We start from the raw sequence: 25,651 nt of genomic DNA on the forward strand, positions 1-25,651 counted from the left end.
TCCCGAGCGGCGTCGCTCCGTAAGTCAGGGCCCGGAAAACGCCCAAGACTTGGGCTCGTTGGCCAGGGCTGGTCGCGCGTTGGCGCAGATTCATCGCCTGGACCGCCCACATCGCCCCTAACGCGCTTCCTGCGACCATTACCGGTGCGATGAGCCAGGGAGAACGCAGTAATGGGCTGGACACTCCGCCAATCTGCACATGAAAACCGCTTCCTGGTTCGACGCCGTGTGGGTCGGCCGGCTCCCCTAGGGGAATTTCCCTGAAGCGGCGAAAGCGACCCGTGGCTAAGCTGCGGCGATCGCCGGTGTCATAAAACGACCTACGGAGTCCCGCACACCATGGTGTCCTCGCAACAAGCACGACCCTACTTCGGAATCGATGCCCCGCCGGTAATCCTCGCCAACGCGGCTCTCGGCGCCGTCGGCATTGCGATTACCGCACTTTCCCTGGCCGGGGTCTTCGATTTCGCCTGGTTCGGCATCCTGCTCATTGTCGGAGGCGCAGGCACAGCGGCACTGATGCTCCACAGCTCGCTGCGCGGGAAGCATCAGGCGCGCGAACAGCAGCTCGACCGGCTTTCCCTGCGCGGCGACGAAGGGGTCCTCGATCTCGGGTGCGGCAGCGGTCTCCTGCTCATCGGCGCCGCCGCCCGGCTCGCCACCGGCAAAGCCACTGGCATCGACCTCTGGCGCACCCGGGACCAGGCCGGATCGAATCGCAAGACTTGCTTGGAAAACGCCGTGAGAGCCGGTGTTGCCGACAAGGTCGAACTGATCGACGGCGACATGACCAAGCTCCCCTTCCCCGCGGATTCCTTCGACCTCGTCACCGGTTGCCTCTCGGTCCACAACCTGCATCCCGACCGCCGCCGCGCCGAATGCGTCTCCGAGGCTTTTCGGGTGCTGCGTCCCGGCGGGAGGTTGCTGCTCATCGACTTCGCCGGCACCGCCCAGTACGCGCGGCTGGCCGTCGAGGCAGGCATGGCCGACGTCGAACGAAGCGGCCTGCTCCCCGGCATGTTCCCGCCATGCCGGGCGGTCACGGCCACCAAGCCTGCCCAATAGCCGCCGCGGATAATAGTCGGGTCGGTGTGCTCTACCTCGGGTGCGAATGGCTCCATGGTCTCGAAGAAGAGCCAGTTCGTCTCAGCGGGAGATTAATGTCGATGGTTACGAGGTTCGCAAAGTCATGGCCTTTCGCGGTGGAGCATGACGTAGGCTCTTGCCGCTCAGCCAACCGGTGAAGCGGTGTCCGGGTGCGGGGAACCTCGCCGTTTTTCAGGTTTTGGCACCCTTCGTGAATGAGTTGGATGTGTCGTGCGTGGACGAACCCGATTTTCATCCTAACCAGGACGCTGTTCGCGACGAGGTGACCGACGGTCGTATGACAGGCTGCGGCGAGACCGATTCGCGGCTCGGTCTTTCCTCTCCCTCGCCGTAGCTGTCGTCGCCGCAGATTCTTGGTGTCAGGGGTCGGAACCATGCCCGGATTGGAAGCGAACCGGCTTCGTCTGATCGGTGGCTAGGCGGCTTCGTCGCATGCGGTGGCCTCTGTGGACGGCGGTGGCGGTGTTGTCGGCCGGCGGGCGAGGTCGATGCCGAGCGTGAGTTGCTGTGACGGCGGACGCTTTCGTTGGTGTGCTCGGGTCGGCGGGTTGTGGTGCGTTGGCACCTCGACAGCAGGTTCAGTCGCGGTTAGTTGCGGCGTGTTTGCTGTCGGTGAGCGCGGGTGCCGGGCGAGATGATGGAGTTTGCGGAGGTGTCGTTGGACGAGTCCGGCCCGGCGGGCTTCCTCGAAGAGAGCTCGGGCGGCTCCGTTCCGCGACAGCCGGCTGGAGCGGGGTTGATCGAGCATGGACGTTCCCTGGCGTGGGCAAGGCTGGCTGAGGGCAAGATCACGAATGCGTTTCGGCCTGGTTGAGACGTCGTGATCGCGGGAACTGAAGCCGTGCGGCGGCGAGCGCTCGGGGCGACGGGCAGAGACGCTGACGCGGGCGGCGGCCTCGCGGCGAGACGGGCGGTGCGTCCGCCAAACATGTGGGTTTGTTGGGGGTTCGACCACCCGGGTATGAGCTGTGCCTGGTCAGGGATACCCCTGACCAGGCCGTTTGTGCCCCCGGCAGGACTCGAACCTGCGACCTAGAGATTAGAAGGCTCTTGCTCTATCCAGCTGAGCTACGAGGGCCCGGGTGGCTGACAGCTGCTGACCTCCAGCATGGGCAGCTTAGTCATCGCCAATCTCTCGATCGTTCGACACCGTCGAATCGTTTCAGCCCCCGTTCGTCGGATTTGCGGCTCGCCGGGGCGGAATGCCACAGCGCGCGACGGTTCCGGTACGCACTGCTCGACGGAATGGCCTGGGGCGGCGGGCGGGCAGTGGTTTGTGCAGCTTGGGCACCTGGATCTCCTGGGCTCGGCAGCGGGCGGGGCTGGGTCCCGGGGCTTCGGGGCTGGGCAGAATGTGGCGATCTTGTGATGTAAGGCCCTGGTCCGGGGCAGCGACGATTGGGCGCTTCGGCGGTTGTGGCCAGGCTCCGGGGTGTCAGGTCGGCGATGGGGCGGGACCACCCGCGAGTGTGGTTCGGCAAGCGGTGTGGCCTCGTGGGATCGGTGGCAGACCTGTATTCGAACCTGGTGCCGGGCGGTGCCGGTCTGCTGTGAGCGGCAGGGGAGTGTGCAGATCGCGGCAGGACTCAGGCGGGTGCCGGTCTGCTGTGAGCGGCAGCTGAATGCGCGGACCGCGGCAGGACCTAAACGGGTGCTCGTTTGCTGTAAGTGGCAGCGGAGTGCGCGGGCCGCGGCGGGACCGGGGCGGTGCCGGTTTGCTGTAGGTGGCAGCAGAGCGCACGGATCGCTGCAGGATCAAGGTGGTTTCCAAACTGTTGTGAGCGGCAGCGGAGCGTGCGAACAACGGCAGGATCCACCCGGGTTCCGGTCTGCTGTAAGTGGCGGCGGAGCGCACGGATCGCGGCGGGACCGGGATGGGTGCCGGTTTGCTGTAAGTGGCAGCGGAGCCCGCGAACCACAGCAGAACGCAGGCGGGACCCAGCAGGACCCAGGCCTCGCCTCCCGCCCCCAGGTCGGGGCCGGGAGCGGGAGGCGAGGGGTCAGGGGCCCGTGGGCGCGGGTCTTCCGGGCTGCGCGCCCACGGGCCGGGGGCCGCTCGGGGGTGCGGCCCCCGGGCCGGCGAAGTTCGGCTGCGAGTCGACTCGGCCTGGAGCTCGCCTTGTTCGCCTGGCCCGGTCTCGGGTTATTCCCACACTTTCAGGGCACGCACCGCGAACGGGGACTGCGGAACGTACGTGCCGCCGCCCGGATAGGTGATGAAATCGCCCTCGGTGGAACAGTCTTCTCCTTGGTAGATCGTGACGTCGCGGGTCATCCGGTTGGCGAAGGAATGCCCTTGGAATCCCTCGGGCAGGGGAATGCAATCACCCGGATTTGCCGTGCGCAGGTCATAACTCTGTGCCCCGCCGGAATAGGTTTCGGTGTCCCACAGGCAGAACTCTCCCGCGTCGCAGGCGGGGGACGGGGGAGCGGCGGGAGCGGCTTGGGCCAGCCCGGAACCGGTCAGGAGACCGGCGGTGACCAGCAGCAACACCGCGGGCAGGCGGGACGGGGCGGCGGCGGGCCGGGAGCGGCGGCCCGGGAACGGCAGGGACGGCAGCAGGCGACGGAACATAGCGGGAACTCACCCTCAATCGAAAGCGGTGCCGGCGAAGGGCCGGCGGGCATCCCGGGAAACCGGGTGTGCTCTCCACTTTGGCGGGTTCCGTGCGGTTTGTCTGCCCGCATTCCTACGTCTGTGGACAAGTAGTTTCCCTTCACCCGGAAGAGACCTAGTTGTCCACAGATCGCCGAGCGGTCTTGCTAAATCGCCGAGGTGCTTTCGCGGACTGCCAGCGACACCGGGAGTTCGACCGGCGGCGGGACCGGGGAAGCGGCGAGGAGAGCCATCACCAGTTCCCCGGCGACGCGGCCCTTGCCTGCCAGGTCCTGGCGGACGGTGGTGAGAGGTGGTTCAGACCACGCGGCCTGCGGGGTGTCGTCGAAGCCGACAATCGACACATCGGCGGGGACGCGCAGGCCCAGCCGGTGAGCGGCGGCGATCGCGGCGAAGGCGAGTTGGTCGGACATGCAGAGCAGGGCCGTCGGACGCACCGAAGCGGTGAGCAAGTCGGTGGCGGCGGCGCGGGCGGTCGAGGCGGATAGCCAGGGGGCCTCAGTGACGGAGATGTCGGTGATTCCGGCGGAGGCCAGCGTGTCGAGGTACCCCGCGAGGCGTTCCCGGGTGCCGTGGAAGGTGCTGGTGGAGGCGTCGCCGGAAAGGCGTGGTGCGGCCAGGATTCCGAACCGCCGGTGTCCCAGCTCCACTAAATGGCGCGCGGCCAACGACGCGCCGCCGCGGTCGTCGCAGCCGACCCGGGCCGTTTCCGGAAGCGGCGGCTGGTCGATGACCACCAGCGGCAAACCCCGTGCCCGCACGGCTTCCAGCGCGGGAGTGCCGTCGGCGAGCGAGTACGCCACGGCGATATCCGCTTGTGCGGCCAGGACTCGCGAGGCCGGCGGGCCTTCCTGGGCTTCGTGGCCGGGCAACAGCAGCAGCGCGTTGCCGGTGGGTTCCACGGTTTTCGCGAGCGCGTCCAGGGTGATCGACAGCGCGGGATCGGAGAAGGCCGCCGAGAGCGACGAATCGAGCAGGAAAGCGATCGCGCCGGTGCGGCTCGTGGCGAGGCTGCGGGCGGTGGGGTTCGGGCCGGGGTAACCGAGTTCACCCGCCGCGCGCAGAATCTGCTCCCGCAACTGCGCGGACAGCTGGTCAGGCCGGTTGTAGGCGTTGGACACAGTGGCGCGCGACACCCCGACCGCCTCCGCGACGTCGTCCAGCGTCGGGCGGCGGCGACGGCTGCTGGTCATCGGCGGAGCATAGAGGAAAGCCTTGCCACGCCCCGGGTTCCGCCCGGCAACCCGGCTCGACCAGCGCAAACACCGCAAGCGAGCGATCCGGTGCGAAACCCACCCCGGTGCCGGGCCGCGCGCGACCGGCCTAGTCTCGTAGCGTGAGCTCGGAACCTGTGACGAAACCCGCCCCGAACCGCGGCCGCAAGACGAGCGTGCTCCCGCTGCTTTCGGTCGGAGTCGTGCTCGGCGCCGTCGTCGCGGTCGGGCTCGTCGCGCTCACCGGCGGCGCGGGCTACGTCATCGCCGGGTTGCCGGACCCCGGGCTCGTCACCCGGTACGGCGTCACGGTGGTCCGCGTGCTCGCCGAGGCGTCGTCGGTCGTCTGCGTCGGCGCGTTGCTGCTGGCCGCTTTCCTCGTGCCGCCACAGAAATCCGGGACGCTCGCGCCCGAGGGGTACGCCGCGGTCCGCACCGCCGGGATCGCCGCGTGGGTGTGGTTCGCGGCTTCGATCCTGTCGGTCGCCTTCACCGCCGCGGACAGCGCGGGCAAGCCGTTCGGCGACGTCCTTTCCCCGGACACCCTGCTGAGCCTCATCAGCGCGATCGAACAGCCCAAGGCGTGGCTGTGGACGGCGCTGATCGCGATCCTGCTCGCACTCGGCTGCCGACTGGTGCTCAGCTGGGGCTGGACGGCGGTGCTGTTCTTCCTGTCCGTCGCCGGGCTCGTCCCGGTCGCGGTCACCGGGCACTCGGCCAGCGGCGGCTCGCACGACCTGGCCACGAACAGCCTGCTGTACCACCTCGTCGCGGCCGCGCTGTGGGTCGGCGGCCTGCTGGCCGTGCTCGCGCTCGGCTGGCGCCGCGGCAAGAACCTCAGCCTCGCCGCGCAGCGGTTCTCCAAGCTCGCCCTGGTCTGCTGGGTCGTGATGGCGGTGTCCGGCATCGTCAACGCGCTGGTCCGGATCAACCTCGGCGACCTGTTCACCACCGACTACGGCCTGCTCGTCGTCGCCAAGATCGTCGCGCTGCTGCTGCTCGGCGTCTTCGGCCAGCAACAGCGCAGCCGCGGCGTCGCGAACCTCGTCGGCGAGCTGGGCGGCAGCCAGCTGCTCCGGCTCGCCGCGGTCGAGGTGCTGATCATGTTCGTCACCATCGGCATCGCGTCCGGCCTCGCCCGCACGCCACCGCCGCCGGACGCGGTCACCCAGCCGGGCACCGTCGAACTCCTCATCGGCTACGACCTCCAGGGCCCGCCGACGTTCTGGCGGCTGCTCACCGACTGGCGGTTCGACCTCGTCTACGGCACCCTCGCGATCGTTCTCGCCGGTCTCTACCTCGCCGGTGTGCGGCGGCTGCGCAAACGCGGCGACGCGTGGCCGGTCGGCCGGACCGTGGCGTGGCTCGCCGGGTGCGTGGTGATCCTGCTGGCCACGTCGTCGGGCATCGGCCGGTACGCGCCCGCGATGTTCAGCGTGCACATGGGCACCCACATGCTGATGTCGATGGTCGCACCGGTGCTGCTGGTGCTGGGCGGTCCGGTCACGCTCGCCCTGCGCGCGCTGTCCCCGGCCGGCCGCGACGCCCCGCCGGGACCGCGCGAGTGGCTGCTGGCCGCCGTGCACTCGCCGGTGTCGCGGTTCCTGACGAACCCGATCGTCGCGCTGCTGCTGTTCGTCGGGTCGTTCTACGGGCTGTACTTCTCCGGCCTCTTCGACAACGCGCTCAACTACCACTGGGCGCACCTGGCGATGAACGCGCACTTCCTGCTCGTCGGCTACGTCTTCTACTGGCCGGTGATCGGCGTCGACCCCGCGCCGCGGCGGCTCCCGCCGGTCGGCAAGCTCGGGATGATGTTCGGCGCGATGCCGTTCCACGCGTTCTTCGGCGTGATCCTGATGAACATGCAGACCGTGATCGGCCGCGAGTTCTACACCTCGCTGAAGCTGCCGTGGGTCGGCGACCTGCTGACCGATCAGCGGCTCGGCGGCGGCATCGCGTGGGCTTCGGGCGAGGTGCCGGTGCTGCTCGTGCTGATCGCGCTGCTGGTGCAGTGGGCGCGCCAGGACGAGCGCGAGGCGAAGCGGCGCGACCGGCGCGAGGAGAACACCGGCGGCGAGGAACTCGCTGCCTACAACGCGATGCTGAAGAACCTCGCCGACGGCAAACGGGCGGAATGACCCCGCCGGAATGATGTCACCGGAGTGACCTCGACCTGACCCTCGGTAGCACGGTGGTGACCGCCGTCAGGCCGCCGGAGGAGCCACTCTACGATCGATGGCATGGCCGAGTTCATCTACACCATGAAGAAGGTGCGCAAGACCGTCGGGGACAAGGTGATCCTCGACGACGTGAGCACCGCGTTCTACCCCGGAGCCAAGATCGGCGTCGTGGGCCCGAACGGCGCCGGCAAGTCGACCGTTCTCAAGATCATGGCGGGGATCGAGCAGGCCAGCAACGGCGAGGCTTTCCTGCAGCCGGGCGCGACCGTCGGCATCCTCATGCAGGAGCCGGAGCTGAACGAGGCGAAGACCGTTCGGCAGAACGTCGAGGAGGGCCTCGGCGAGACCAAGCGGAAGCTCGATCGCTACAACGAGATCGCCGAGCTGATGGCGACCGACTACAGCGACGCGCTGATGGAGGAGATGGGCCAGCTCCAGGAGGAGCTGGACCACGCCGACGCCTGGGAACTCGACGCGACCGTCGAGCAGGCCATGGACGCGCTGCGCTGCCCGCCCGCGGACGAGCCGGTCACCCACCTCTCCGGCGGCGAGCGCCGCCGCGTCGCGCTCTGCAAGCTGCTTCTCTCCGCGCCCGACCTGCTGCTGCTCGACGAACCCACCAACCACCTGGACGCCGAAAGCGTGCTGTGGCTGGAGCAGTTCCTCTCCAACTACAAGGGTGCCGTCCTCGCCGTCACCCACGACCGGTACTTCCTGGACAACGTCGCCGAGTGGATCATGGAGCTCGACCGCGGCCGCGTCGTCGGCTACGAGGGCAACTACTCCACCTACCTGGAGAAGAAGCGCGAGCGGCTCGAGGTCCAGGGCAAGAAGGACGCCAAGCTGGCCAAGCGGCTCAAGAGCGAGCTGGAATGGGTGCGGTCCAACGCCAAGGCCCGCCAGACCAAGTCCCGTTCGCGGCTCGACCGCTACGAGGAGATGGCCGCGGAGGCGGACAAGCACCGCAAGCTCGACTTCGAGGAGATCCAGATCCCGCCGGGCCCGCGCCTGGGCAGCGTCGTGGTCGAGGTCGAGAAGCTGCGCAAGGGCTTCGACGACCGCGTCCTCATCGACGGGCTGTCGTTCGACCTGCCGCGCAACGGCATCGTCGGCGTGATCGGCCCGAACGGCGTCGGCAAGACGACGCTGTTCAAGACCATCGTCGGGCTCGAGGAGCCGGACGGCGGCTCGGTCAAGATCGGCGAGACGGTCAAACTGTCCTATGTGGACCAGAGCCGCGGCGGGATCGACCCGAAGAAGACCGTGTGGGAGGTCGTGTCCGACAAGCTCGACTACATCCACGTCGGGCAGACCGAAATGCCCTCGCGCGCTTACGTGAGCGCGTTCGGCTTCAAGGGCCCGGACCAGCAGAAGCCGGCCGGCGTGCTGTCCGGCGGCGAGCGCAACCGGCTCAACCTCGCGCTGACCCTCAAAGAGGGCGGGAACCTGATCCTGCTGGACGAGCCGACGAACGACCTGGACGTCGAAACGCTGGGCTCGCTGGAGAACGCGCTCGAGCAGTTCCCCGGCTGCGCGGTCGTGATCTCCCACGACCGGTGGTTCCTCGACCGGGTCGCGACGCACATCCTCGCCTGGGAAGGCACCGACGAGGACCCCGCGAAGTGGTTCTGGTTCGAGGGCAACTTCGAGGGCTACGAGAAGAACAAGGTCGAGCGCCTCGGTGCCGAAGCGGCTCGTCCGCACCGGGTCACCCACCGCAAGTTGAAGCGCGACTGACCGGCGCGGGGGTCCCGAGTGGAAACCAGCAGGCACAACCGGCCCAGCCCGTCCGCGACCGCGGACGGGCGGCCCGCCGTTGCCAGTGGCGGGACCCTCGCCGACCTCGGTCGGCTCATCGACCGGGCGGAATCGCTGCGCTTCCGGGCGCCCGAGCTGTCGCTGGTTCTCGGCGAACGCTCGGCCGCGCTCGCGGAGACGGCGGGCACGGACGGGCACTGGATCCGGGCGGAAGCGCTTGTGGTGTCCGCTCGTGTGCGGATCGGGGCCCGGACGTCCACGGTCGGCCGCGCGGTCGCGGCTCTGCGCGCGGCTGAACACGCCGGATACGCGACGACGGCGGCGCGGTTGCGCGTCGACCTCGCCGTGTGCGCGCGCAGCCTCGGCGTCCCGTTGATGGGGCTGGCCGCGCTGCGGCCGGTGCTGTCGGAGGACGTGCCGCCGTCGCTGCGCGCGGAAGCGTTGTGCCACCTCGTCGGATGCCTCGCCCAGTTCGGCCGGAAGGCGGAGCTGGACCGGGTGCTCGTCGAGGCGGACCGGCTGCTGGTGGCCGACGATTCGCTCGACGCGGACGACCGGCTCCTCATGCGGGCCTTGCTGCGCAACGGAACCGCGGCGCATCGGCGCCGGCACGGCGACCTCACCGCGGCCGCGGACGCCGCGCGCACCGGGCTCGGGTTCCTGGAGAAGATGGACCGTCCCGGCGACGACGGCGGTCTCGTCCGGATCCGGCTCGTGCTGCAGCTGGTGAGCACGCTGCTCGACCGCGGCGACGCCGATATGGCCTACGACATCGCCGAACCCGTGCTGCGGGAACCGGTCCGCGCGGCCGGAGTCGCGCCCGCGGCCTGGCTGCGGCTGGCGGTCGCGACCCGCATCCACCTGCCCTCCGGTGCCGGGGACGCCGCTGCCGAGCTGGTGGGGGAGGCCGTCGCGGCCACCGACCGGCACGGGCTCGCGGCGGTCACCGCACGGTTGTGGCTGGAGCTTGCGCAGATCGAGGAACGGTTCGGCAGCGCGGAAGAGGCCATCGGGTGCCTGCACCGGGCGCGGGCCGCGGAACACGTGCACGCGAGGGCCCGGCGCCAGGCGTGCGGGCTGATCGCGGGCGAACTGGGCGCGGAATCGGTGGCGTCGATGGATCTCGACGACGTCCTCGCCGCCTCCGCCCCGCGCGACGGGCGTCCGGTGTCGATGGAGGTCGAGCCGCGGGTAGCGGCCGAGGAGACCTCGGTGATGCCGGCGATCCGCGATGTCCCCGCCGCGCGGCCGGATCCGGTGGCGGCTCCGCTGCCGGTCGTTCCGGCGCAGATCGAGGTGCCCGCCGAGCCGGTTTCGGCTTCGGCCTGGGTCGAGGCGGCGGAGAAGAAGCCGGCGTGGTCGTTCCGGCGAGCCGCGGCGGAGACCGAGGTCGAGCAGACGTCGGTGCTGCCGGCGATCCGGGAACCGGCCGAGGAGGCTCCGCGGACTGGCGGACGGCGGCGGGCGGAGGACCGCAAGTCGCCGGTGCTGCCGGGGTGGGCGCGGCCGTTCGGGCGGAAGGGCGCGGAAACGCCCGCGCCGCGGAAACGGGCGGCCGAGGACGTTCCGGTGCGGGCGGTTGCCGACGAGCCAGCTGCGCGGGCGGAGACTTCGCGGGCTGGGGATACGTCGGGTCGCCGGGTGGAGACGGCTGGCTCGCGTGTTGCGCGGGTGTCGGAGGACGTGTCGGGTCGCCGGGCGGAGACTGCTGGTTCGCGGGCTGCACGGGTATCGGAGGACGTGTCGGGTCGCCGGGCGGAGACTGCTGGTTCGCGGGCTGCGCGGGTGTCGGACGACGTGTCGGGTCGCCAGGCGGAGACGGCTGGCTCGCGTGCTGCGCGGGCGTCGGAGGACGTGCCGGTGCGCCGGACGGACGCGGCGCAGCGAGCGGAGAGCGCGGCTGGGACGGACGCGCGGGGTCGTCAGGCCGAGACGTCGCAGCGGCCGTCTCGGGCCGCCGAGCACGCGGCGCGGGCCGCGGACGATGCGCCGGTTCGCCGCGCGGACACGTCTCGGGCAGCGGAGAAGCCACCGGCGGCGCGCCGGGAAGAGACGCCGCGGTCCGAGGACGCGTCGGTCCGTCCGTTGCGGGCCGCTGACGACACGAAAACGCCGTGGGCGAGGGAGCAATCTCCTCGCCGCGCGGCCGAAGAAGCGCAGGCCCCGGCCGAGGAGGCGGCGAAGGAGGAGCCGAGGTTCTCCCTGCGGATGCCGGACCTGTCGGACATCCTGCCGGAGCTTCCGCTCGCCCCGGCTCCCGCGGAAGAGGCAGCCGCGCCGTTGTGGGAAAGCGCGGAGTGGGCGCAGGAGGAGGCCGCGCGCCGCGATTCGCGCGGACGCAAGACCCGGCACGACGCCGAACACGGCTCGGTCGCCGCGAAGTCCGTGCTGGACCGGCTGGGCATCACCGCGACCGGCGGGGGCGGGGGACGCCGCCGGGCCGACGAGCCCGGACGTCCCGAATCCGCCGCGGCGGAACCGGAAACCGCGACGCAGGACAAGCCGGAGCTGGCCCCCGCGCCGCGGCCGGAGGAACCGGAGCCGGCCGAGGAGTCCTGGCTGCCCCGGCTGCGGATGCCGCCGGCGCTGGACCCGCTGTCCGACATCGACGCGTGGACCCCGTCCGAACAGCCGTTCCCGGAGGGCTACGCGCGAGCCATCGCGGAGGACGAACCGCCGCCGGACGCCGGGCTCGCGGAACTGCTCGCCCGCGCCCTCGCCGAGCACCAGGCAGGGACGGCGAGCGCGGCGGCGCTGGTGAAACGCCTCGGCCCGAACGACGAGCCGAAGCCGATCAACGGCCGCGCGACCGCGGACCGTCGCCACAACAACGGCGACTGAAAGTTCTTGCGCCGCAGGGCAAGCAGGGCGCGAGCGCTGGCTTGGCCGGGCTGATTCCCCGGCGGGACAGGGGATTGCGCTGTCGCGCGGGTTCGCGGACGGCGGGGTGGCCGAGTGATCCGCCTCGGCGCGAAGAATTCCCGCAGGTTGTCGTGGCGGGCATTGCGACGGTGTCGTAGAGCGTGCGGTGGGGATCGCGGCGGTGCTGCGGTGTGTGCGGCGGGGATTGTGGTGGTGCCGTGGAGTGTGCGGTGGTGCTGCGGTGTGTGCGCGGGCATTGCGGTGGTGCTGCGGTGTGTGCGGTGGGGATCGCGGCGGTGCTGCGGTGTGTGCGCGGGCATTGCGGTGGTGCCGTGGAGTGTGCGGTGGGGATCGCGGCGACGCCGTGGAGCGTGCGGCGGGCATTGCGGCACTGCTGCGGAGCATGCGGTCGATCTGCCGCCGTGGAGCGTGCGGTCGATCGCCGACGTGAAGCGTGCGGTCGATCGCCGACATGGAACGTGCCGTCGATTTGCCGCCGTGGAGCGGTTGATTCGCCGCCGTTCCGTACCGGAGCGAACGAGGTGCTCGAAGCCCAGGTCACCTCCGCGATTTCGCAAGGAGCCCAAAGGTTTCCGAGCCACCGACCCAACGCGCCGAGATTATGCAGCACAACCCACCCGCCCCCGCCGAGCCGCGCGCACTCCGGGCCCGCCCCGTCCCGGAGACCCGTCTGCTCCTCCCAGCCCACCCCGCTCCGTCCTCCGCAACGGAAGAATTAGCCCGTCCGGGTGGGAATTCTCGCAGGGGAGGGACGCAACCTTTTCCGTTCCCGCCGCGGGCGATACCGGAGCTGAACCGATCCCGAAGCAGCCGCCGTGTCCCGGAAACCCGCGCTCCGGCCTCGTGCCAAGCCTTTTGCCGGCAGCCGCCCGAACCGAACCCGCCGGTAGCTGAACCGATCCCGGGCGAGCGCGCCGCCGGGGACCCCGGAAACGAACCTTAAGTCTTTCCCCGCCGCGCACGGGGGCGGTCGAGGGCGGATTAGGGTGAAGGAAGTCCGGCACGTTGTGGTGACGGACGCATCTCGGTCTCGCACACTGGAGAGTTGCTCAATGAGCTCGACGGGAGTCTCGTCCCCGCCCGATGTCGGCACCGAAGCCGGCGCCGCCCGCCGCACGGCCAGCCCGGAACAGATCCGGGACGAGCTGATCGACACCGCCGCGGCGCAGGCGCCGGAGATCGCGGACCTGATCCGCTTGTACTACCGGCACATCCCGGCCGACGAGATCGTCGGCGACGATCCGGTCGCGCTCGTCGGCGCGGTGCGTTCGCACCTGCAGCTGGCGAAGCAGCGCATGCCCGGACGCCCGGCGGTCCGCCTGCTGAACCCGACCACCGCCGAGGACGGCTGGACGCGCGACGCGACCGTCGTGCAGGTCGTCACCGACGACATGCCCTACCTCGTGGACAGCGTCACCGCGGAGTTCGCCCGCGACGGCGTGCAGGTGCAGCGCATCGTGCACCCGATCGTCGTGGTGAGCCGCGGCCTGACCGGCGAGCTGGAGGGCCTGCACCTCGACGCCGACCCGGCCGATCCGCCCGCCGGCGCGTCCGCGGAGTCCTGGATGCTGGTGGAGATCGACCTCGTCACCGACCCGCAGCGAGCGCGCGAGCTGGACAACCGGCTGACGTCGGTGCTCGGCGACGTGCGCGAGGTGGTCGAGGACGCCGAGAAGATGGCGCAGACCGCCTGCTCGCTCGCGGAAACGCTGGAGCAGCACCCGCCGAAGCTGCCGGGCGACGAGGTAGTCGAGGGTGCGCGCCTGCTGCGCTGGCTCGCCGACGGACACTTCACCTTCTTGGGCTACCGCAAGTACGAGCTGGTCGACAGCCCGCAGCCGGACAGCGACGAGCCCGCCCTGCGCGCGGTTCTCGCCTCCGGCCTCGGCGTGCTGCGCCAGGACAGCCTCGCCGCGCGCAGCCTCACCGCGGGCCCGGACAGCTCGGTCGACGCGCTCGCGCCGTCGCTGCTCGTGCTCACCCAGGCCAGCGCGCCGAGCACGGTGCACCGTCCGGTTTACCCGTATTACGTCGGCGTGAAGACCTTCGACGAGCACGGCAAGGTCACCGGCGAGCACCGGTTCCTCGGCATGTTCACCACCACCGCGCTGCACGAGAACGTGCTCGACATCCCGGTCGTCGGCCAGCGCGTGCGCGAGGTCATCCACCGCGCCGGGTTCCCGATGGAGTCGTTCTCCGGCCAGCGGATGCTGGAAGTCCTGCAGAACTGGCCGCGCGCGGACCTGTTCTCCGCGGACACCGATTCGCTCTTCTACACCACCACCGGCGCGATCACCCTGTCCGACCGCCGCCGGCTGCGGCTGTTCCTGCGCCGCGACCCGTACGGCCGCTTCTACTCCTGCCTGGTCTACCTGCCGCGCGACCGCTACACGACGCGTTCGCGGCTGGCGATGCAGGAAGTGCTGCTGGAAGAACTCGAAGGCACGCAGCTGGAGTACAGCGCGCGCGTCGGCGAGACGCTGCTCGCGCAGGTGCACTTCATGGTGCACACCGACCCGACGAACGCGGTCGAACCGGACACGCTGCGGATCCAGGAACGGCTCAACACCGTCGTGCGCAGCTGGGACGACCGGCTGGTCGAGGCGATCATCGCCGAACGCCGCGAGCGGGTCGGCGACGGCAGCCCGACCGGGATGACGGGCGAGGAGTCCGCGGTCGACCGCGGGCAGCGCTTCGGCGCGGTGTTCCCCGAGGCGTACAAGGAAGATTTCACCGCCGAGGACGCGCTGGCCGACCTGGGCAAGCTCGACACTCTCGAAAAAGAGGGCGACCTCGCGCTGTCGTTCTACCTGCCCGCGGACGCCGAACCCGGCGAGCGGCGGTTCAAGCTCTACCTGCGCGGCGAGGGCGTCACCCTGTCCAAGGTGCTGCCGGTGCTGCAGGCGATGGGCGTCGAGGTGGTGGACGAGCGGCCGTACGAGCTGTTCCGCGAGGACGGCGGGGCCAGCTGGATCTACGACTTCGGCCTGCACGTCGACAAGAAGGGCCTCGAAGAAGCCGACGAGGCGGCCGGGATCGCGGTGCGCGAGCGGTTCCAGGACGCGTTCCGCGCGGCGTGGCAGGGCGAGGCGGAGGTCGACGGGCTCAACGCGCTCGTGCTGCGCGCCGGGCTCACCTGGCGCCAGGCCGCGGTGCTGCGGGCCTACTCGCGGTACCTGCAGCAGGCACGCAGCCCGTTCTCCCAGGCCTACATCCAGAACACGGTCGTCAAGCACACCGAGGTCGCGACGAAACTGTTGCGGCTCTTCGAAACCCGCTGCGATCCGCAACTGTCCGATGTGGACCGCAAGACGCACGCGGAATCGCTGACCGCCGAGATCTCCGCGATGGTCGACGAGGTCACCAGCCTCGACGAGGACCGGATCCTGCGCCGGCTGCTCGCGGTCATCAACGCGACGCTGCGCACGAATTACCACGTGCGCGACGCCGACGGGAACCCGCGGCCGTACCTGGCGCTCAAGCTCGACCCGAGCGGCGTGCCGGAGCTGCCCGAGCCGCACCCGAAGTACGAGATCTTCGTGTACTCGCCGCGCGTCGAGGGCGTGCACCTGCGCTTCGGCGAGGTCGCCCGCGGCGGCCTGCGCTGGTCGGACCGCCAAGAGGACTTCCGCACCGAGATCCTGGGCCTGGTCAAGGCGCAGGCGGTGAAGAACGCGGTGATCGTGCCGGTCGGCGCGAAGGGCGGCTTCGTGGTGAAGCGTCCGCCGCGCCCGACCGGCGACGCCGGGGTGGACCGCGACGCCCAGCTCACCGAGGGCATTTCCTGCTACCGGATGTTCATCTCCGGCCTGCTGGACCTCACCGACAACCGCGTCGAAGGCGAAACCGTGCCCGCGCCGAACGTGGTGCGCCACGACGCCGACGACAGCTACCTGGTCGTCGCGGCGGACAAGGGCACCGCGAAGTTCTCCGACATCGCCAACGAGGTCTCGGCGCGGTACGGCTTCTGGCTCGGCGACGCGTTCGCCTCCGGCGGTTCGGTCGGCTACGACCACAAGGCCATGGGCATCACCGCCAAGGGCGCGTGGGAGAGCGTGAAGCGGCACTTCCGCGAGCTGGGCAAGGACACCCAGACCGAGGACTTCACCGTCGTCGGCATCGGCGACATGATGGGCGACGTCTTCGGCAACGGGATGCTGCTGTCCCAGCACATCCGGCTGGTCGCGGCGTTCAACCACATGCACGTCTTCCTCGACCCGAACCCGGACGCCGCGTCCTCCTACGAGGAACGGAAGCGGCTGTTCGACCTGCCGCGCAGCTCGTGGGACGACTACGACCGCTCGCTGATCAGCGAGGGCGGCGGGATCTACCCGCGTTCGGCCAAGACCATCCCGATCACCCCGCAGGTCCGCGCGGCGCTCGGGCTCGACGAGGGCGTCACGAAGCTCGCGCCGATGGACCTGATCCAGGCGATCCTGCTGGCCCCGGTCGAACTGCTGTGGAACGGCGGCATCGGCACCTACGTCAAGGCGGAGAGCGAAAGCCAGGCCGCGGCGGGCGACAAGGCCAACGACGCGATCCGCGTCAACGGCAACCAGCTGCGCGTGCAGGTGGTCGGCGAGGGCGGCAACCTGGGCCTGACCCAGCTCGGCCGGATCGAATTCGCCCGCGGCGGCGGCAAGATCAACACCGACGCGCTCGACAACTCGGCCGGCGTCGACTGCTCCGACCACGAGGTCAACATCAAGATCCTGCTCGACCACCTGGTGGCGGGCGGCGAACTGCAGCACGCGCGGCGCAACGAACTGCTCGGCGAGATGACCGACGAGGTCGGCTCGCTCGTGCTCGCGGACAACTACCGGCAGAACGCGGTGCTCGGCGTCAGCCGGGCGCACGCCGGGCCGATGGTGTCGGTGCACGCGCGGCAGGTGTCCGCGCTGGTCGCGAAGGGCGCGTTCGACCGCAAGCTGGAGGCGCTGCCGACCCCGTCGCAGTTCCGCGCGCTGGAGAAGGCGGGCGAGGGCCTGACGTCGCCGGAGCTGGCGACGCTGCTCGCGCACGTGAAGCTCGACCTCAAGGACGAGCTGCTCGCCTCCGACCTGCCCGAATCCGAGGTGTTCACGCGCAGGCTGCCGGAGTACTTCCCGGCCCCGCTGCGCGAACCCTTCGCCGCGGCGATCGCCCAGCACCCGCTGCGCCGCCAGATCATCACCACGCTGATCACCAACGAGCTGGTCGACGGCGGCGGCATCTCGTTCGTCTACCGGCTGATGGAGGAGATGAACGCGACCGCCACCGACGCGGTGCGGGCGTACGCGGTGGTGACGCACGTCTACGACCTGCCGAAGCTGTGGGCCGAGATCGACGCGCTGGACAACGTGGTGCCGACCGCGATCGCGGACCGGATGGTGCTGGAGACGCGGCGGCTGCTCGACCGGGCCGCGCGCTGGTTCCTCACCAACCGCCCGCAGCCGCTCGCGCCGCTGGCCGAGATCAACCGGTTCGGCCCGGTGCTCGCGGAACTCGGCCCGAAGCTGGGCGAGCTGCTGCGCGGGCGCGAACTGGAGTCGGTGGAGCAGGACGCGGCCGCGATGGTCTCCGAAGGCGTGCCCGCCGATCTCGCCCGCCGGGTGGCGCTGCTGCTGCACAGCTACGGCCTGCTCGACGTGGTCGAGGTGGCGGAGCTGGCCGAGCAGCAGGTCGGGCTCGACGCGACGCACACCCCGGCGGACACCGCCGAGCTGTACTACGCGCTGTCGGACCACCTGGACATCGACAAGATGCTCACCGAGATCAGCGCTCTGGAACGCGGCAACCGCTGGCACGCCCTCGCCCGGCTCTCGCTGCGCGACGACGTGTACGGTTCGCTGCGCGCGATCGCGCTCGACGCACTGCGGCACAGCGACCAGGACCTGTCCGTCGACGAGCAGATCGAGCAATGGGAGAAGGCCAACGCGTCGCGGCTTTCGCGGGCGCGCGTGGCGCTGGACGAGATCACCCGTTCCGGGCGGCTCGACCTCGCGACGCTGTCCGTGGCCGCGCGCCAGATCCGGAGCACGGTGCGGTGACATACGTTTCCCACGTCCAGCCGCGATGGTCGGACATGGACGTGTACGGGCACGTCAACCACGCGAACGTGGTGACGCTGCTCGAAGAGGCCCGGGTGCCCGTGCTGTTCGGCGAAGCCGAGCGCGCGGGGCTCACCGAGCTGCCCAAGGGTGTCGTGGTCGTGAAGCTCGGCGTGCACTACCGCGCGCCGATCGTCGCGGCGCCCGGCCGCTCGGTGCGCGTGGAGATCACGCTCACCGAGCTGAAGGCCTCGACGGTGACGCTCGGGTACGTCGTGCGGACCGGCCCGGACGCGACCGATCCGGTCGCGGTCACCGCGGAGACCGTGCTGGCCCCGTACGACACGGTCAACCTCCGGCCGCGCCGGCTCAGCGACGAGGAATCCGAATTCCTCAAGCGGGTGCTGGCCGATGCCTGAGCTGCGGATTCCCGATCCGGACGACCGGGAGACGCTCAGCGCGTTCGTCGCCCGCGCGGTGCGGCTGGACGGCACGACCGCCGTCCGGCTGCGCCGCCGGGGCGACGACGTGGTCGAGGCGTGGACGGCCACGCCGTTCGAGGTCCTCGCGACCCGCGCGGTCGCGGGGACAGTGACCCCGGCGGACGTCACGGTGTCCGGCAACGAACTGCTCGCGGCGCTCGCCGTCGCGGGCGGCGAGGTGATGGACCCGGGTCCGGCGCGAGATCTGCTGTGGCACGCGGAACTGCCGGTGTCCGACCGCTGGCAGAAGGTCGACGAATTGCCGGTCGGCGTGGTGTCGGAGCTGGCTGACCGCGGCGTCGCGCTCGCCCGCGACAACGCCGGGCCGCACGGCACGCCGCCCGCGTCGCTGATGGACCAGGCGGTGCTCACCGTCACCGGGGGAGACCTCGAGGTCAAGGTCCAGATGCGATGCCTGTTCGCGTTGTCCGGCATGGGTTTGTTCGATTCGTCGATCGACGGCGACGTGGTCCGCGTGACCGCCACCGACTCGTGGCTGCGCCTCGACGCGCGTTACGGCGCGGTGCTGAAGCGGCGTCAAGCGTTGCTGCCGTTGTTGTTCTGAGGCTGGCGGGAGCCGTCTGGGAGTGTCATCGTGAACGGATGACCGAACCCGACGGCGACCCGACCGCGGACTTCCTCGCCGAGGTCCGGGCCGAGGAGACGCCGTGGCGCACCGACCGGCCCGCGGACGCTGTCGAGGATCCCGCGCCGGAAGCCGGACCCGGGCCAGGGCGTGCCCGGTCGGTGGTGCGCGCGGTGGGCGAGGCCGCGCCGTATGTCCAGGCGGGGTTGTTCGCCGCGTGGGTGGCCACGTCGATCGCGGAGTCGGCGGACGGCGGCGACTTCGGCGGCCAGTCGGGGTGAGCTTGGCGGCGGGCGTGTCGCGCCGTCTGTCCTAACGGGACTGTTCGCCGGGCGGATCGCCACGTCGATCGCGGATTCCGCCGACGGCGGCGGCCAATCGAGCGACTTCGGCGGCGGCCAGACGGGTTGATCTCGGCTGCGGGGTTGTCCCAGCGGGTAGAGTCGGAGTCCGATCCAGTCGCCGGATGCCCGATCCGGTGCGACCCCGATCATCGCGACCGCCGGCCTTCGCGCGATTCGACGACCCCGGTTCGCCTTCCGCGCGAAACGGAGGCGGCGGCGGAAGAGGAGACCCATGCTCCTGTCCGGTCCGGAACGCCCGATGTCCCTGCCCACCGCCGACGATCCGCAGGTGCTGCGGCAGGCATTGGCCGCGTATGTGCGCGAGGTCGCTGCCGCGGTCGGGGTGTCGGTGGAGTGCACGTCGTGCGAGGTCACCGACACGATCACCGCGTACGTCGCGCTGAGCGGCCGGTCCCCGCGTTTCCCCGGCCGGGATCTGATGCTGCTGTGGACCATGCGGCAGGGCTGGTCGGTGGCGGTGGAGACGACGCCCGCCGAGTCCCCGCAGCCGGTGGCGCAGCTGGGCGGCGACGTGACGCCCGCGCCCGAGCGGGTGCGGCGGTTCGTCGCGGAGGTGTTGAGTTCGGCCGAGAAGGCCGGGACTCCGGGGCCGGTGCTGGCGGTGTCCAGCCACGGCGACCTGCGGACCCGGCTCGAGGAGCGGGTCCGAAGGGCCTGACTTTCCTCAGGCGGCCTTGAGTTTGCTTGGCGCGGGGCGAGCGGAGTTTGGGAACATCCGGATCAGTCGAGCTGTCCGCGGCCGACGCCGCGGCGGAGTTGTGGGCTCGCTGAAGGGCGCGGGAGGCCAAACGCTCGCTGAACGGTGGCGTGCTTCGAAGCCGGTGCTGGTGGTGTCCAGTCATGGCGACCTGCGGACCCGGCTCGGGGAGCGGGTCCGCAGGGCCTGAACCCTCAGGCGGCCTTGAGTTTGCGGGCGAGCCGATCGGCGCGGGGCCAGCGGACGTGCGAGGCCCAGCGGAACTTCTCGAACATCCAGATCAGCCGCGCGGAGATGTCCAGCTGGCCGCGGCCGACGCCGTGCCGGGCACCGGTCGGGTCGGCGTGGTGGGAGTTGTGCCAGGACTCGCCGAAGGACGCGATCGCCAGCGGCCAGAAGTTCGCCGAACGGTCGCGCGCCTCGAACGGGCGCTCGCCGATCAGGTGGCACAGCGAGTTGACCGACCAGGTCACGTGGTGCAGCACGGCGACCCGGACCAGCCCGGCCCAGAAGAACGCGGTCAGCGCGCCCCACCAGGTCATCGTGATCAGCCCGCCCAGGAGCGCGGGCAGCAGCAGCGTCGCGACGGTCAGCACCGGGAAGAGCCGGTCGATCGTCCGCAGGTCGGTGTCGTCGAGCAGGTCCGGGGCGAACCGGCGCGGGTTGGTCCGGTCGCGGCCGAACAGCCAGCCCATGTGCGCGTGCCAGAAGCCCTTCGCGAGCGCGGCGGGCGAGGTGCCGAAGCGCCACGGCGAATGCGGGTCGCCGTCGCGGTCGGAGTAGGCGTGGTGGCGGCGGTGGTCGGCGACCCAGTCGATCACCGGTCCCTGCATGGCCATGCTGCCCGCGACGGCGAGCGCGATCCGCAGGCCGCGGCGGGCGCGGAACGCGCCGTGGGTGAAGTACCGGTGGAAACCGACGGTGATGCCGAGGCCGCTGACGCAGTAGAACGCGGCGGCGAGGCCGATGTCCAGCCAGCTGAGGCCCCAGCCCCAGGCCAGCGGCACCGCGGCGGCGACCGCGACGAGGGGGACGACGGCGAAGAGCTTCACCAGGAATGCCTCGGTGCCGCTTTTGCGGCCGGCGAGGATGGGCTGGGGCGACTTCGGGGGACGCTGGACGGTGCTCTGGGTGACGATCGGTAACGCTCCTACTCGAGCTGGTCCGGCCGCCGCGCTCTGCGGGGGCCGAGGCCGGTGCCGCGGCGGGAGCCCGGGCGGAAGGGGGAGCCGCCGAGGGCGAGGAGCCGGGCATGCGAACCGACCAGGCAGGGGAGGGCCTCAGGGCCAGTCGCGGCCTGCTCTGGTCAACGGGTGATCTCGCGTCCGGGTTCCCGGGACGCGAAAGATCTTGTGCCGCCGGGAAAATTCACCGGCGCACCAGGGGATGCCGACGAGAATCGGCTGCCGGGGGCGGAAAAGCCCGCTCCGGCGAGGGTCCCCTGGTGCGGAAAGGCTTCCGCACCAGGGGAAACACCAGCGGAACTCAGATGGCGCGGACGCCGGTGGCCTGCGGGCCCTTCTGGCCCTGGCCGACCTCGAACTCCACGCGCGCGTTTTCCTCAAGGCTGCGGAACCCGTTGCCCTGGATCTCCGAGTAGTGCACGAACACGTCGGCGCTGCCGTCGTCCGGGCTGATGAACCCGAAGCCCTTTTCGGCGTTGAACCACTTCACGGTGCCTTGCGTCATAAAAACGATCTCCATCGGACTAAACAGCAGATGCCACCTCGGCATCCGGGCCGGCGACCGATGGTGTGCCTTCCGAAAAGAGAAACACCACGCCCGCTACATCTTGCGAGCGTGGCTGCGGGACGTACCCACCGCACGAACACAAAACACGACCGCAACCAGTAAAGCACGCCCGGGCCGGTCCCACCAGAGCTGTCGCTCCGCGGGTCCACTGTGGACGCCGCGGCGCGCGGAGGGGACGGGCTCGCGGGCAGGTCGGGGGCGGGGAGTAGCGTCAGCAGCGTCGAGAAGTCTCACCGTGCGCCGGCGTTCGAGCCGGCGTCGTCCCCGGCGGACCCGCCCCCGCGGCGCCGCCGGTGGCCCCTTCCACCTCGACGAGGAGCGACATGCGCTCGGAACGACGTCCGCTGTCCGCCGAAACCAGTGAATTCGCCCGTGCCCGGGTCTCCGCCGAACAAGACCTGCGCGTCCAGCAGGAACACGCCGCCCGCACCGTCGCCGGACACGCGCACGACGTCGACGACCTGCGGGGATTGCTCGACATGCTCGGCCTGGAGGCGGGCGCTCGAGTCTGACCCGCTCCTGGTGGGCGGCACGGTCGCGCCGCCCACCAGCAAACGGGACTCGGGCCCGGGCTAGCCGAGCCAGGCCGCCGAATCCGGCGCGAGCCTCCCGTCGACCAGCGGACTGCTGGTCAGCAGCACCTCTCCCGGCGGCAGGGCGATCGAGCTGGCCGAGGTGTTCAGCGCGCAGATCAGGCCGCCCCGGCCGCGGCGGAACGCGAAACAGCCCGCGGGCGCGCCGAACCACTGCAGCTCGTCGCCGCCCCGGAACGCCGGATGGTGTTTCCGCAGCTCCACCGCGCGCCGGTACAACGACAGCGTCGACTCCGGCTCTTCGATCTGCCGTTCCACAGTCAGCGCAGCCCAGTCCGCGGGCATCGGCAGCCAGGTCTGTGCCGTGCGCGAAAACCCGTAGGGCGGGAGCGTGCCCTCCCAGGGCAGCGGCACGCGCTCGCCGTCGCGGCTGAACTCCGGGCCCTGTGAACGGGCGCGCGGGTCGGTCATCGCCTCCAGCGGCAGGTCGGCGTTCGGCAGGCCCAGCTCTTCGCCCTGGTACAGGTAGACCGCGCCGGGCAGGGCGAGTTCCACCAGCGCCATCGCGCGGGCCCGGCGGACACCGGCCGCCCCGCCGCCGTAGCGGCTCGCCGCGCGCCAGACGTCGTGATTGGACAGCGTCCAGGTCGCCGGGGCGCCCGCCGCGCGCGGCACCGCCAGCGAACGCTCGATCGACGTGCGCATCGCGTCCGCGTCGAAATGCGTCAGCACCAGGCGGAAGTTGAACGCCAGATGAAGTTCGTCCGGCCGCAGGTAGCGCGCCAGGCGCTTCTCGTCCTGCACCCAGATCTCGCCGACGGCCATCGCGTCCGGGTACTCGTCGAGCACCTTGCGGATCAGCTGGTGCACCTCGTGCACGCCGTCGTCGTCGAAACGCGGATCGCCGCCCTCGCCGCCGCCGTGCGCGGGCGTGTCCGGGTCCATGTCGGGCAGCCCGGCGGGCTTGGCCATCCCGTGCGCGACGTCGATCCGGAACCCGTCGACGCCCCGGTCCAGCCAAAACCGCAGGGTGCGTTCGAGGTCGGCGCGGACGTCCGGATTGGCCCAGTTCAGGTCGGGCTGCTGCGGGGCGAACAGGTGCAGGTACCACTGGCCGTCCGGCACCCGGGTCCACGCCGGCCCGCCGAACACGCTGACCCAGTTGTTGGGCGGCTCGGCACCGCCGGGCCCGCGGCCGTCGCGGAAGTGGTAGCGCTCCCGCTCCGGGCTGCCCGGCCCGGCGGCCAGCGCGGATTTGAACCACGCGTGCTGGTTGCTCGTGTGGTTGGGCACCACGTCCACGGTGACCCGGATGCCGCGCCGGTGCGCCTCGGTGAGCAGCACGTCGAAATCGCCGAGGGTGCCGAACATCGGGTCGACGCCGCGCGGATCCGCCACGTCGTAGCCGTGGTCGGCCATCGGGGAGGGGTAGAACGGCGTCAGCCACAGCGCGTCGACGCCCAGCAGCTCCAAGTAGCCGAGCTTGCTGCGGATGCCCTCGAGGTCGCCGATGCCGTCCTCGCCCGAATCGGCGAACGACCGCACGTAGATCTCGTAGAACACCGCGTCCGACCACCACGCGGGCCGCGGAAGGCGGTCCGGCCGCCGTCCCGCGACCTCGCGTCTCATCAGACGAAGCTGTTCATCATGCTGTGCGCGGCCATTTCCAGGTACGCCCACAGCTGGCTGAGGTAGGGCTCGGGAAGGTTCTCCTCGTCGATCGCGATCCGGATGCAGCGCAGCCACGCGTCGCGTTCGATCGGGCCGATCTTGAACGGCGCGTGCCGCATCCGCAGCCGGGGGTGGCCGCGCTGGTCGGAGTAGGTGTGCGGACCGCCCCAGTACTGGATGAGGAACAGCCGGAACCGCTCCTCCGCCGGGCCGAGGTCCTCCTCCGGGTAGAGCGGGCGCAGGACCTCGTCGCGGGCCACTTCCTCGTAGAACCGCTTGATGATCCGGCGGAAGGTCGGTTCGCCGCCCACCGCCTCGTACAGGTTCGCCGGTTCCGGCTCGCTCACAGTCGACACCCCTCCATCTTGCCCTGCCTCAGCCGCGCTGCGCGCCCGACTGTTTGTCCTGCATCGACGAGAGCAACCGGCCGAGCGGCGGTTCGAAACCGGCCTCCTCGAGCGCGCCGAGCAGCTGCCCGCGCAGCTTCCGCTGCACCGCCCACTGCTTGCCCGGTCGCACCTTGACCGTCAGCCGCAACACGATTCCCTCCGGCGTGACCTGTTCGACGCCGAGCAGCTCCGGCGGCTCCAGCACGTTCACCGACAGCGCTTCGCTTTCGACCGCCTTCGTGGCCGCGCCGCTGAGCACCTCGGTGGCCTTGTCGACGTCCGCGGAGTAGCTCAGCGGGACGTCCACCACGGCGTAGGCGAAGCCCTGGCTGGAGTTGCCGACGCGCAGCACCTCGCCGTTGCGGACGTACCAGACGGTGCCCTTCAGGTCGCGCAGCGTGGTGATCCGCAGGCCGACCGCCTCGACGGTGCCGGTCGCTTCGCCGATGTCCACGACGTCGCCGACGCCGTACTGGTCCTCGATCATCATGAACATCCCGGAAAGGAAGTCCTTGACCAGGTTCTGCGCGCCGAACCCGAGCGCGACGCCGACGATCCCGGCGGACGCGATGATCGGGGCCAGGTCGATGCCCAGCTCGCCCAGCACGAGGATGAACGCGAGGCCGTAGATCAGGAACGTGGACCCCGACTTCAGCACCGAGCCGATCGTCTTGGCGCGCTGCCTGCGCCGCTCGGTCACCGCGGTGCCGAGCATCTCCGGCGCGCGTTCGCGAAGCGGTCTCAGCAGCGAGGGGATCTTGCCGCCGCTGCCCGAGGCCGGAAGCGTCGTGACCCGCTCGATCAGCCGCTTGGTGAGAAAGCGCACCAGGAAGGCGACGACCAGGATCAGGACGATCTTCAGCGGCTTCGTGAGGAGCCAGCCCGCCGACGCGGCGAGCCACTCGTTGTGCGTGACCGAATAGACCTGGGCGCACCACGTCCCGGTCTCGGAGATGCAGGCGGGTGGGGCGCTGAGCACGGCATTCACTGGCGGAGATTGTCCTTTCGCTCTTCGTTGTCCCGGCGGCGCGCAGGCGGCCGCGGGGTGACCGGCGGGTCGCGGGTATGTGACACGTCACAGAACACGCGTGCGCCGGGGCCCTGATGTGTGGTCGACTATGCCTGCACCGGTGGAGGTGGTCGAGTGCCAGACCGACAACCCGTCCCCCTCGGCGGCGCCGGCCAAGCCATGGCCGAGCTGCCGCCGGAGGCGATCCTGCGTGCCTGCCCGGGAGGGTCCGCATCCGGCGGCTCCGTCCCGTCCGGGCCGGGGACCCGTCCAGGGGGAGCATCCCGTCCGCCCGGACAGCGTAGAGCCCGCGATCCGGTCGCCCCGGCGTGGGGGCGGCGCCGGGTCCTCCTGCTCAACGCCACTTTCGAGCCGC

Annotated in this window: 17 protein-coding genes and 1 tRNA gene; 10 read left to right on the top strand and 8 right to left on the bottom strand. The window is 70.7% G+C overall.

Going from position 1 to position 25,651, the window contains the following annotated elements; genetic code table 11:
- Positions 1 to 339 precede the first annotated feature (339 nt).
- On the top strand, positions 340 to 1,065 hold the full coding sequence (locus tag ACZ7SW_RS28625; RefSeq protein ID WP_470233461.1) for a class I SAM-dependent methyltransferase: 726 nt from the start codon (positions 340 to 342) through the stop codon (positions 1,063 to 1,065).
- Between the two features lie 1,046 nt (positions 1,066 to 2,111).
- Here the strand turns inward: ACZ7SW_RS28625 and ACZ7SW_RS28630 are convergent.
- The 3 genes from ACZ7SW_RS28630 to ACZ7SW_RS28640 all read right to left on the bottom strand — a co-directional run bounded on the left by ACZ7SW_RS28630 (position 2,112) and on the right by ACZ7SW_RS28640 (position 4,917).
- A tRNA-Arg gene (locus ACZ7SW_RS28630) sits at positions 2,112 to 2,185 on the bottom strand.
- A gap of 1,065 nt (positions 2,186 to 3,250) precedes the next feature.
- A complete protein-coding gene (locus tag ACZ7SW_RS28635) occupies positions 3,251 to 3,682 on the bottom strand; it encodes a peptidase inhibitor family I36 protein (RefSeq protein ID WP_470233462.1) in 432 nt (143 codons plus the stop codon).
- Positions 3,683 to 3,870: 188 nt separating this feature from the next.
- Positions 3,871 to 4,917, bottom strand: coding sequence for a LacI family DNA-binding transcriptional regulator (locus tag ACZ7SW_RS28640; protein ID WP_470233463.1), 1,047 nt, complete (start codon positions 4,915 to 4,917; stop codon positions 3,871 to 3,873).
- A 143-nt stretch (positions 4,918 to 5,060) separates the two neighbouring features.
- Here ACZ7SW_RS28640 and ACZ7SW_RS28645 point away from each other — a divergent pair, with 143 nt between their 5' ends.
- The 8 genes from ACZ7SW_RS28645 to ACZ7SW_RS28680 all read left to right on the top strand — a co-directional run bounded on the left by ACZ7SW_RS28645 (position 5,061) and on the right by ACZ7SW_RS28680 (position 19,882).
- Positions 5,061 to 7,079 (top strand): bifunctional copper resistance protein CopD/cytochrome c oxidase assembly protein, encoded by a 2,019-nt coding sequence (locus ACZ7SW_RS28645; protein ID WP_470233464.1) that lies wholly within the window; start codon positions 5,061 to 5,063, stop codon positions 7,077 to 7,079.
- A 102-nt stretch (positions 7,080 to 7,181) separates the two neighbouring features.
- A complete protein-coding gene (gene ettA, locus ACZ7SW_RS28650; protein ID WP_470233465.1) occupies positions 7,182 to 8,858 on the top strand; it encodes an energy-dependent translational throttle protein EttA in 1,677 nt (558 codons plus the stop codon).
- A gap of 18 nt (positions 8,859 to 8,876) precedes the next feature.
- Entirely contained in the window at positions 8,877 to 11,720 is a 2,844-nt protein-coding gene (locus ACZ7SW_RS28655; protein WP_470233466.1) for a hypothetical protein, read from the top strand.
- A 1,094-nt stretch (positions 11,721 to 12,814) separates the two neighbouring features.
- Positions 12,815 to 17,791, top strand: a complete 4,977-nt coding sequence (locus tag ACZ7SW_RS28660; RefSeq protein WP_470233467.1) for an NAD-glutamate dehydrogenase — start codon at positions 12,815 to 12,817, stop codon at positions 17,789 to 17,791.
- Positions 17,788 to 18,210, top strand: a complete 423-nt coding sequence (locus ACZ7SW_RS28665; RefSeq protein ID WP_470233468.1) for an acyl-CoA thioesterase — start codon at positions 17,788 to 17,790, stop codon at positions 18,208 to 18,210. The genes ACZ7SW_RS28660 and ACZ7SW_RS28665 overlap by 4 nt, the downstream gene beginning before the upstream one ends.
- Positions 18,203 to 18,838: a DUF8010 domain-containing protein gene (locus ACZ7SW_RS28670; RefSeq protein WP_470233469.1), complete on the top strand. Its 636-nt coding sequence runs from the start codon at positions 18,203 to 18,205 to the stop codon at positions 18,836 to 18,838. The genes ACZ7SW_RS28665 and ACZ7SW_RS28670 overlap by 8 nt, the downstream gene beginning before the upstream one ends.
- A gap of 38 nt (positions 18,839 to 18,876) precedes the next feature.
- Positions 18,877 to 19,140, top strand: a complete 264-nt coding sequence (locus tag ACZ7SW_RS28675) for a hypothetical protein (RefSeq protein WP_470233470.1) — start codon at positions 18,877 to 18,879, stop codon at positions 19,138 to 19,140.
- A 295-nt stretch (positions 19,141 to 19,435) separates the two neighbouring features.
- Positions 19,436 to 19,882, top strand: coding sequence for a DUF6292 family protein (locus ACZ7SW_RS28680; protein WP_470233471.1), 447 nt, complete (start codon positions 19,436 to 19,438; stop codon positions 19,880 to 19,882).
- Positions 19,883 to 20,115: 233 nt separating this feature from the next.
- Here ACZ7SW_RS28680 and ACZ7SW_RS28685 read toward each other — a convergent pair whose 3' ends face one another.
- A complete protein-coding gene (locus ACZ7SW_RS28685) occupies positions 20,116 to 21,012 on the bottom strand; it encodes an acyl-CoA desaturase (protein WP_470233639.1) in 897 nt (298 codons plus the stop codon).
- A 394-nt stretch (positions 21,013 to 21,406) separates the two neighbouring features.
- Positions 21,407 to 21,610 (bottom strand): cold-shock protein, encoded by a 204-nt coding sequence (locus ACZ7SW_RS28690; protein WP_037814060.1) that lies wholly within the window; start codon positions 21,608 to 21,610, stop codon positions 21,407 to 21,409.
- A 386-nt stretch (positions 21,611 to 21,996) separates the two neighbouring features.
- On the opposite strand from ACZ7SW_RS28690, the gene ACZ7SW_RS28695 reads away from it, so the two are divergent.
- Positions 21,997 to 22,185, top strand: coding sequence for a hypothetical protein (locus ACZ7SW_RS28695; RefSeq protein ID WP_470233472.1), 189 nt, complete (start codon positions 21,997 to 21,999; stop codon positions 22,183 to 22,185).
- Between the two features lie 60 nt (positions 22,186 to 22,245).
- Here the strand turns inward: ACZ7SW_RS28695 and ACZ7SW_RS28700 are convergent, their stop codons facing one another.
- Genes ACZ7SW_RS28700 through ACZ7SW_RS28710 form a run of 3 tightly spaced genes read right to left on the bottom strand, consistent with a single transcriptional unit; the run spans position 22,246 to position 25,254 of the window.
- Positions 22,246 to 23,835 carry a glycoside hydrolase family 13 protein gene (locus tag ACZ7SW_RS28700; RefSeq protein WP_470233473.1) on the bottom strand — a complete coding sequence of 530 codons (1,590 nt, stop codon included), beginning with the start codon at positions 23,833 to 23,835 and terminating at the stop codon, positions 22,246 to 22,248.
- The gene (locus ACZ7SW_RS28705) at positions 23,835 to 24,224 is read right to left on the bottom strand and encodes a globin (protein WP_369806064.1); all 390 of its coding nucleotides are present in this window, start codon (positions 24,222 to 24,224) and stop codon (positions 23,835 to 23,837) included. Before ACZ7SW_RS28705 ends, ACZ7SW_RS28700 begins: the two co-directional genes overlap by 1 nt.
- 28 nt (positions 24,225 to 24,252) lie before the next feature.
- Positions 24,253 to 25,254: a mechanosensitive ion channel family protein gene (locus ACZ7SW_RS28710; RefSeq protein WP_470233474.1), complete on the bottom strand. Its 1,002-nt coding sequence runs from the start codon at positions 25,252 to 25,254 to the stop codon at positions 24,253 to 24,255.
- Positions 25,255 to 25,651: the final 397 nt, after the last annotated feature.

Source organism: Amycolatopsis sp. NPDC114484 (genome assembly GCF_055633755.1).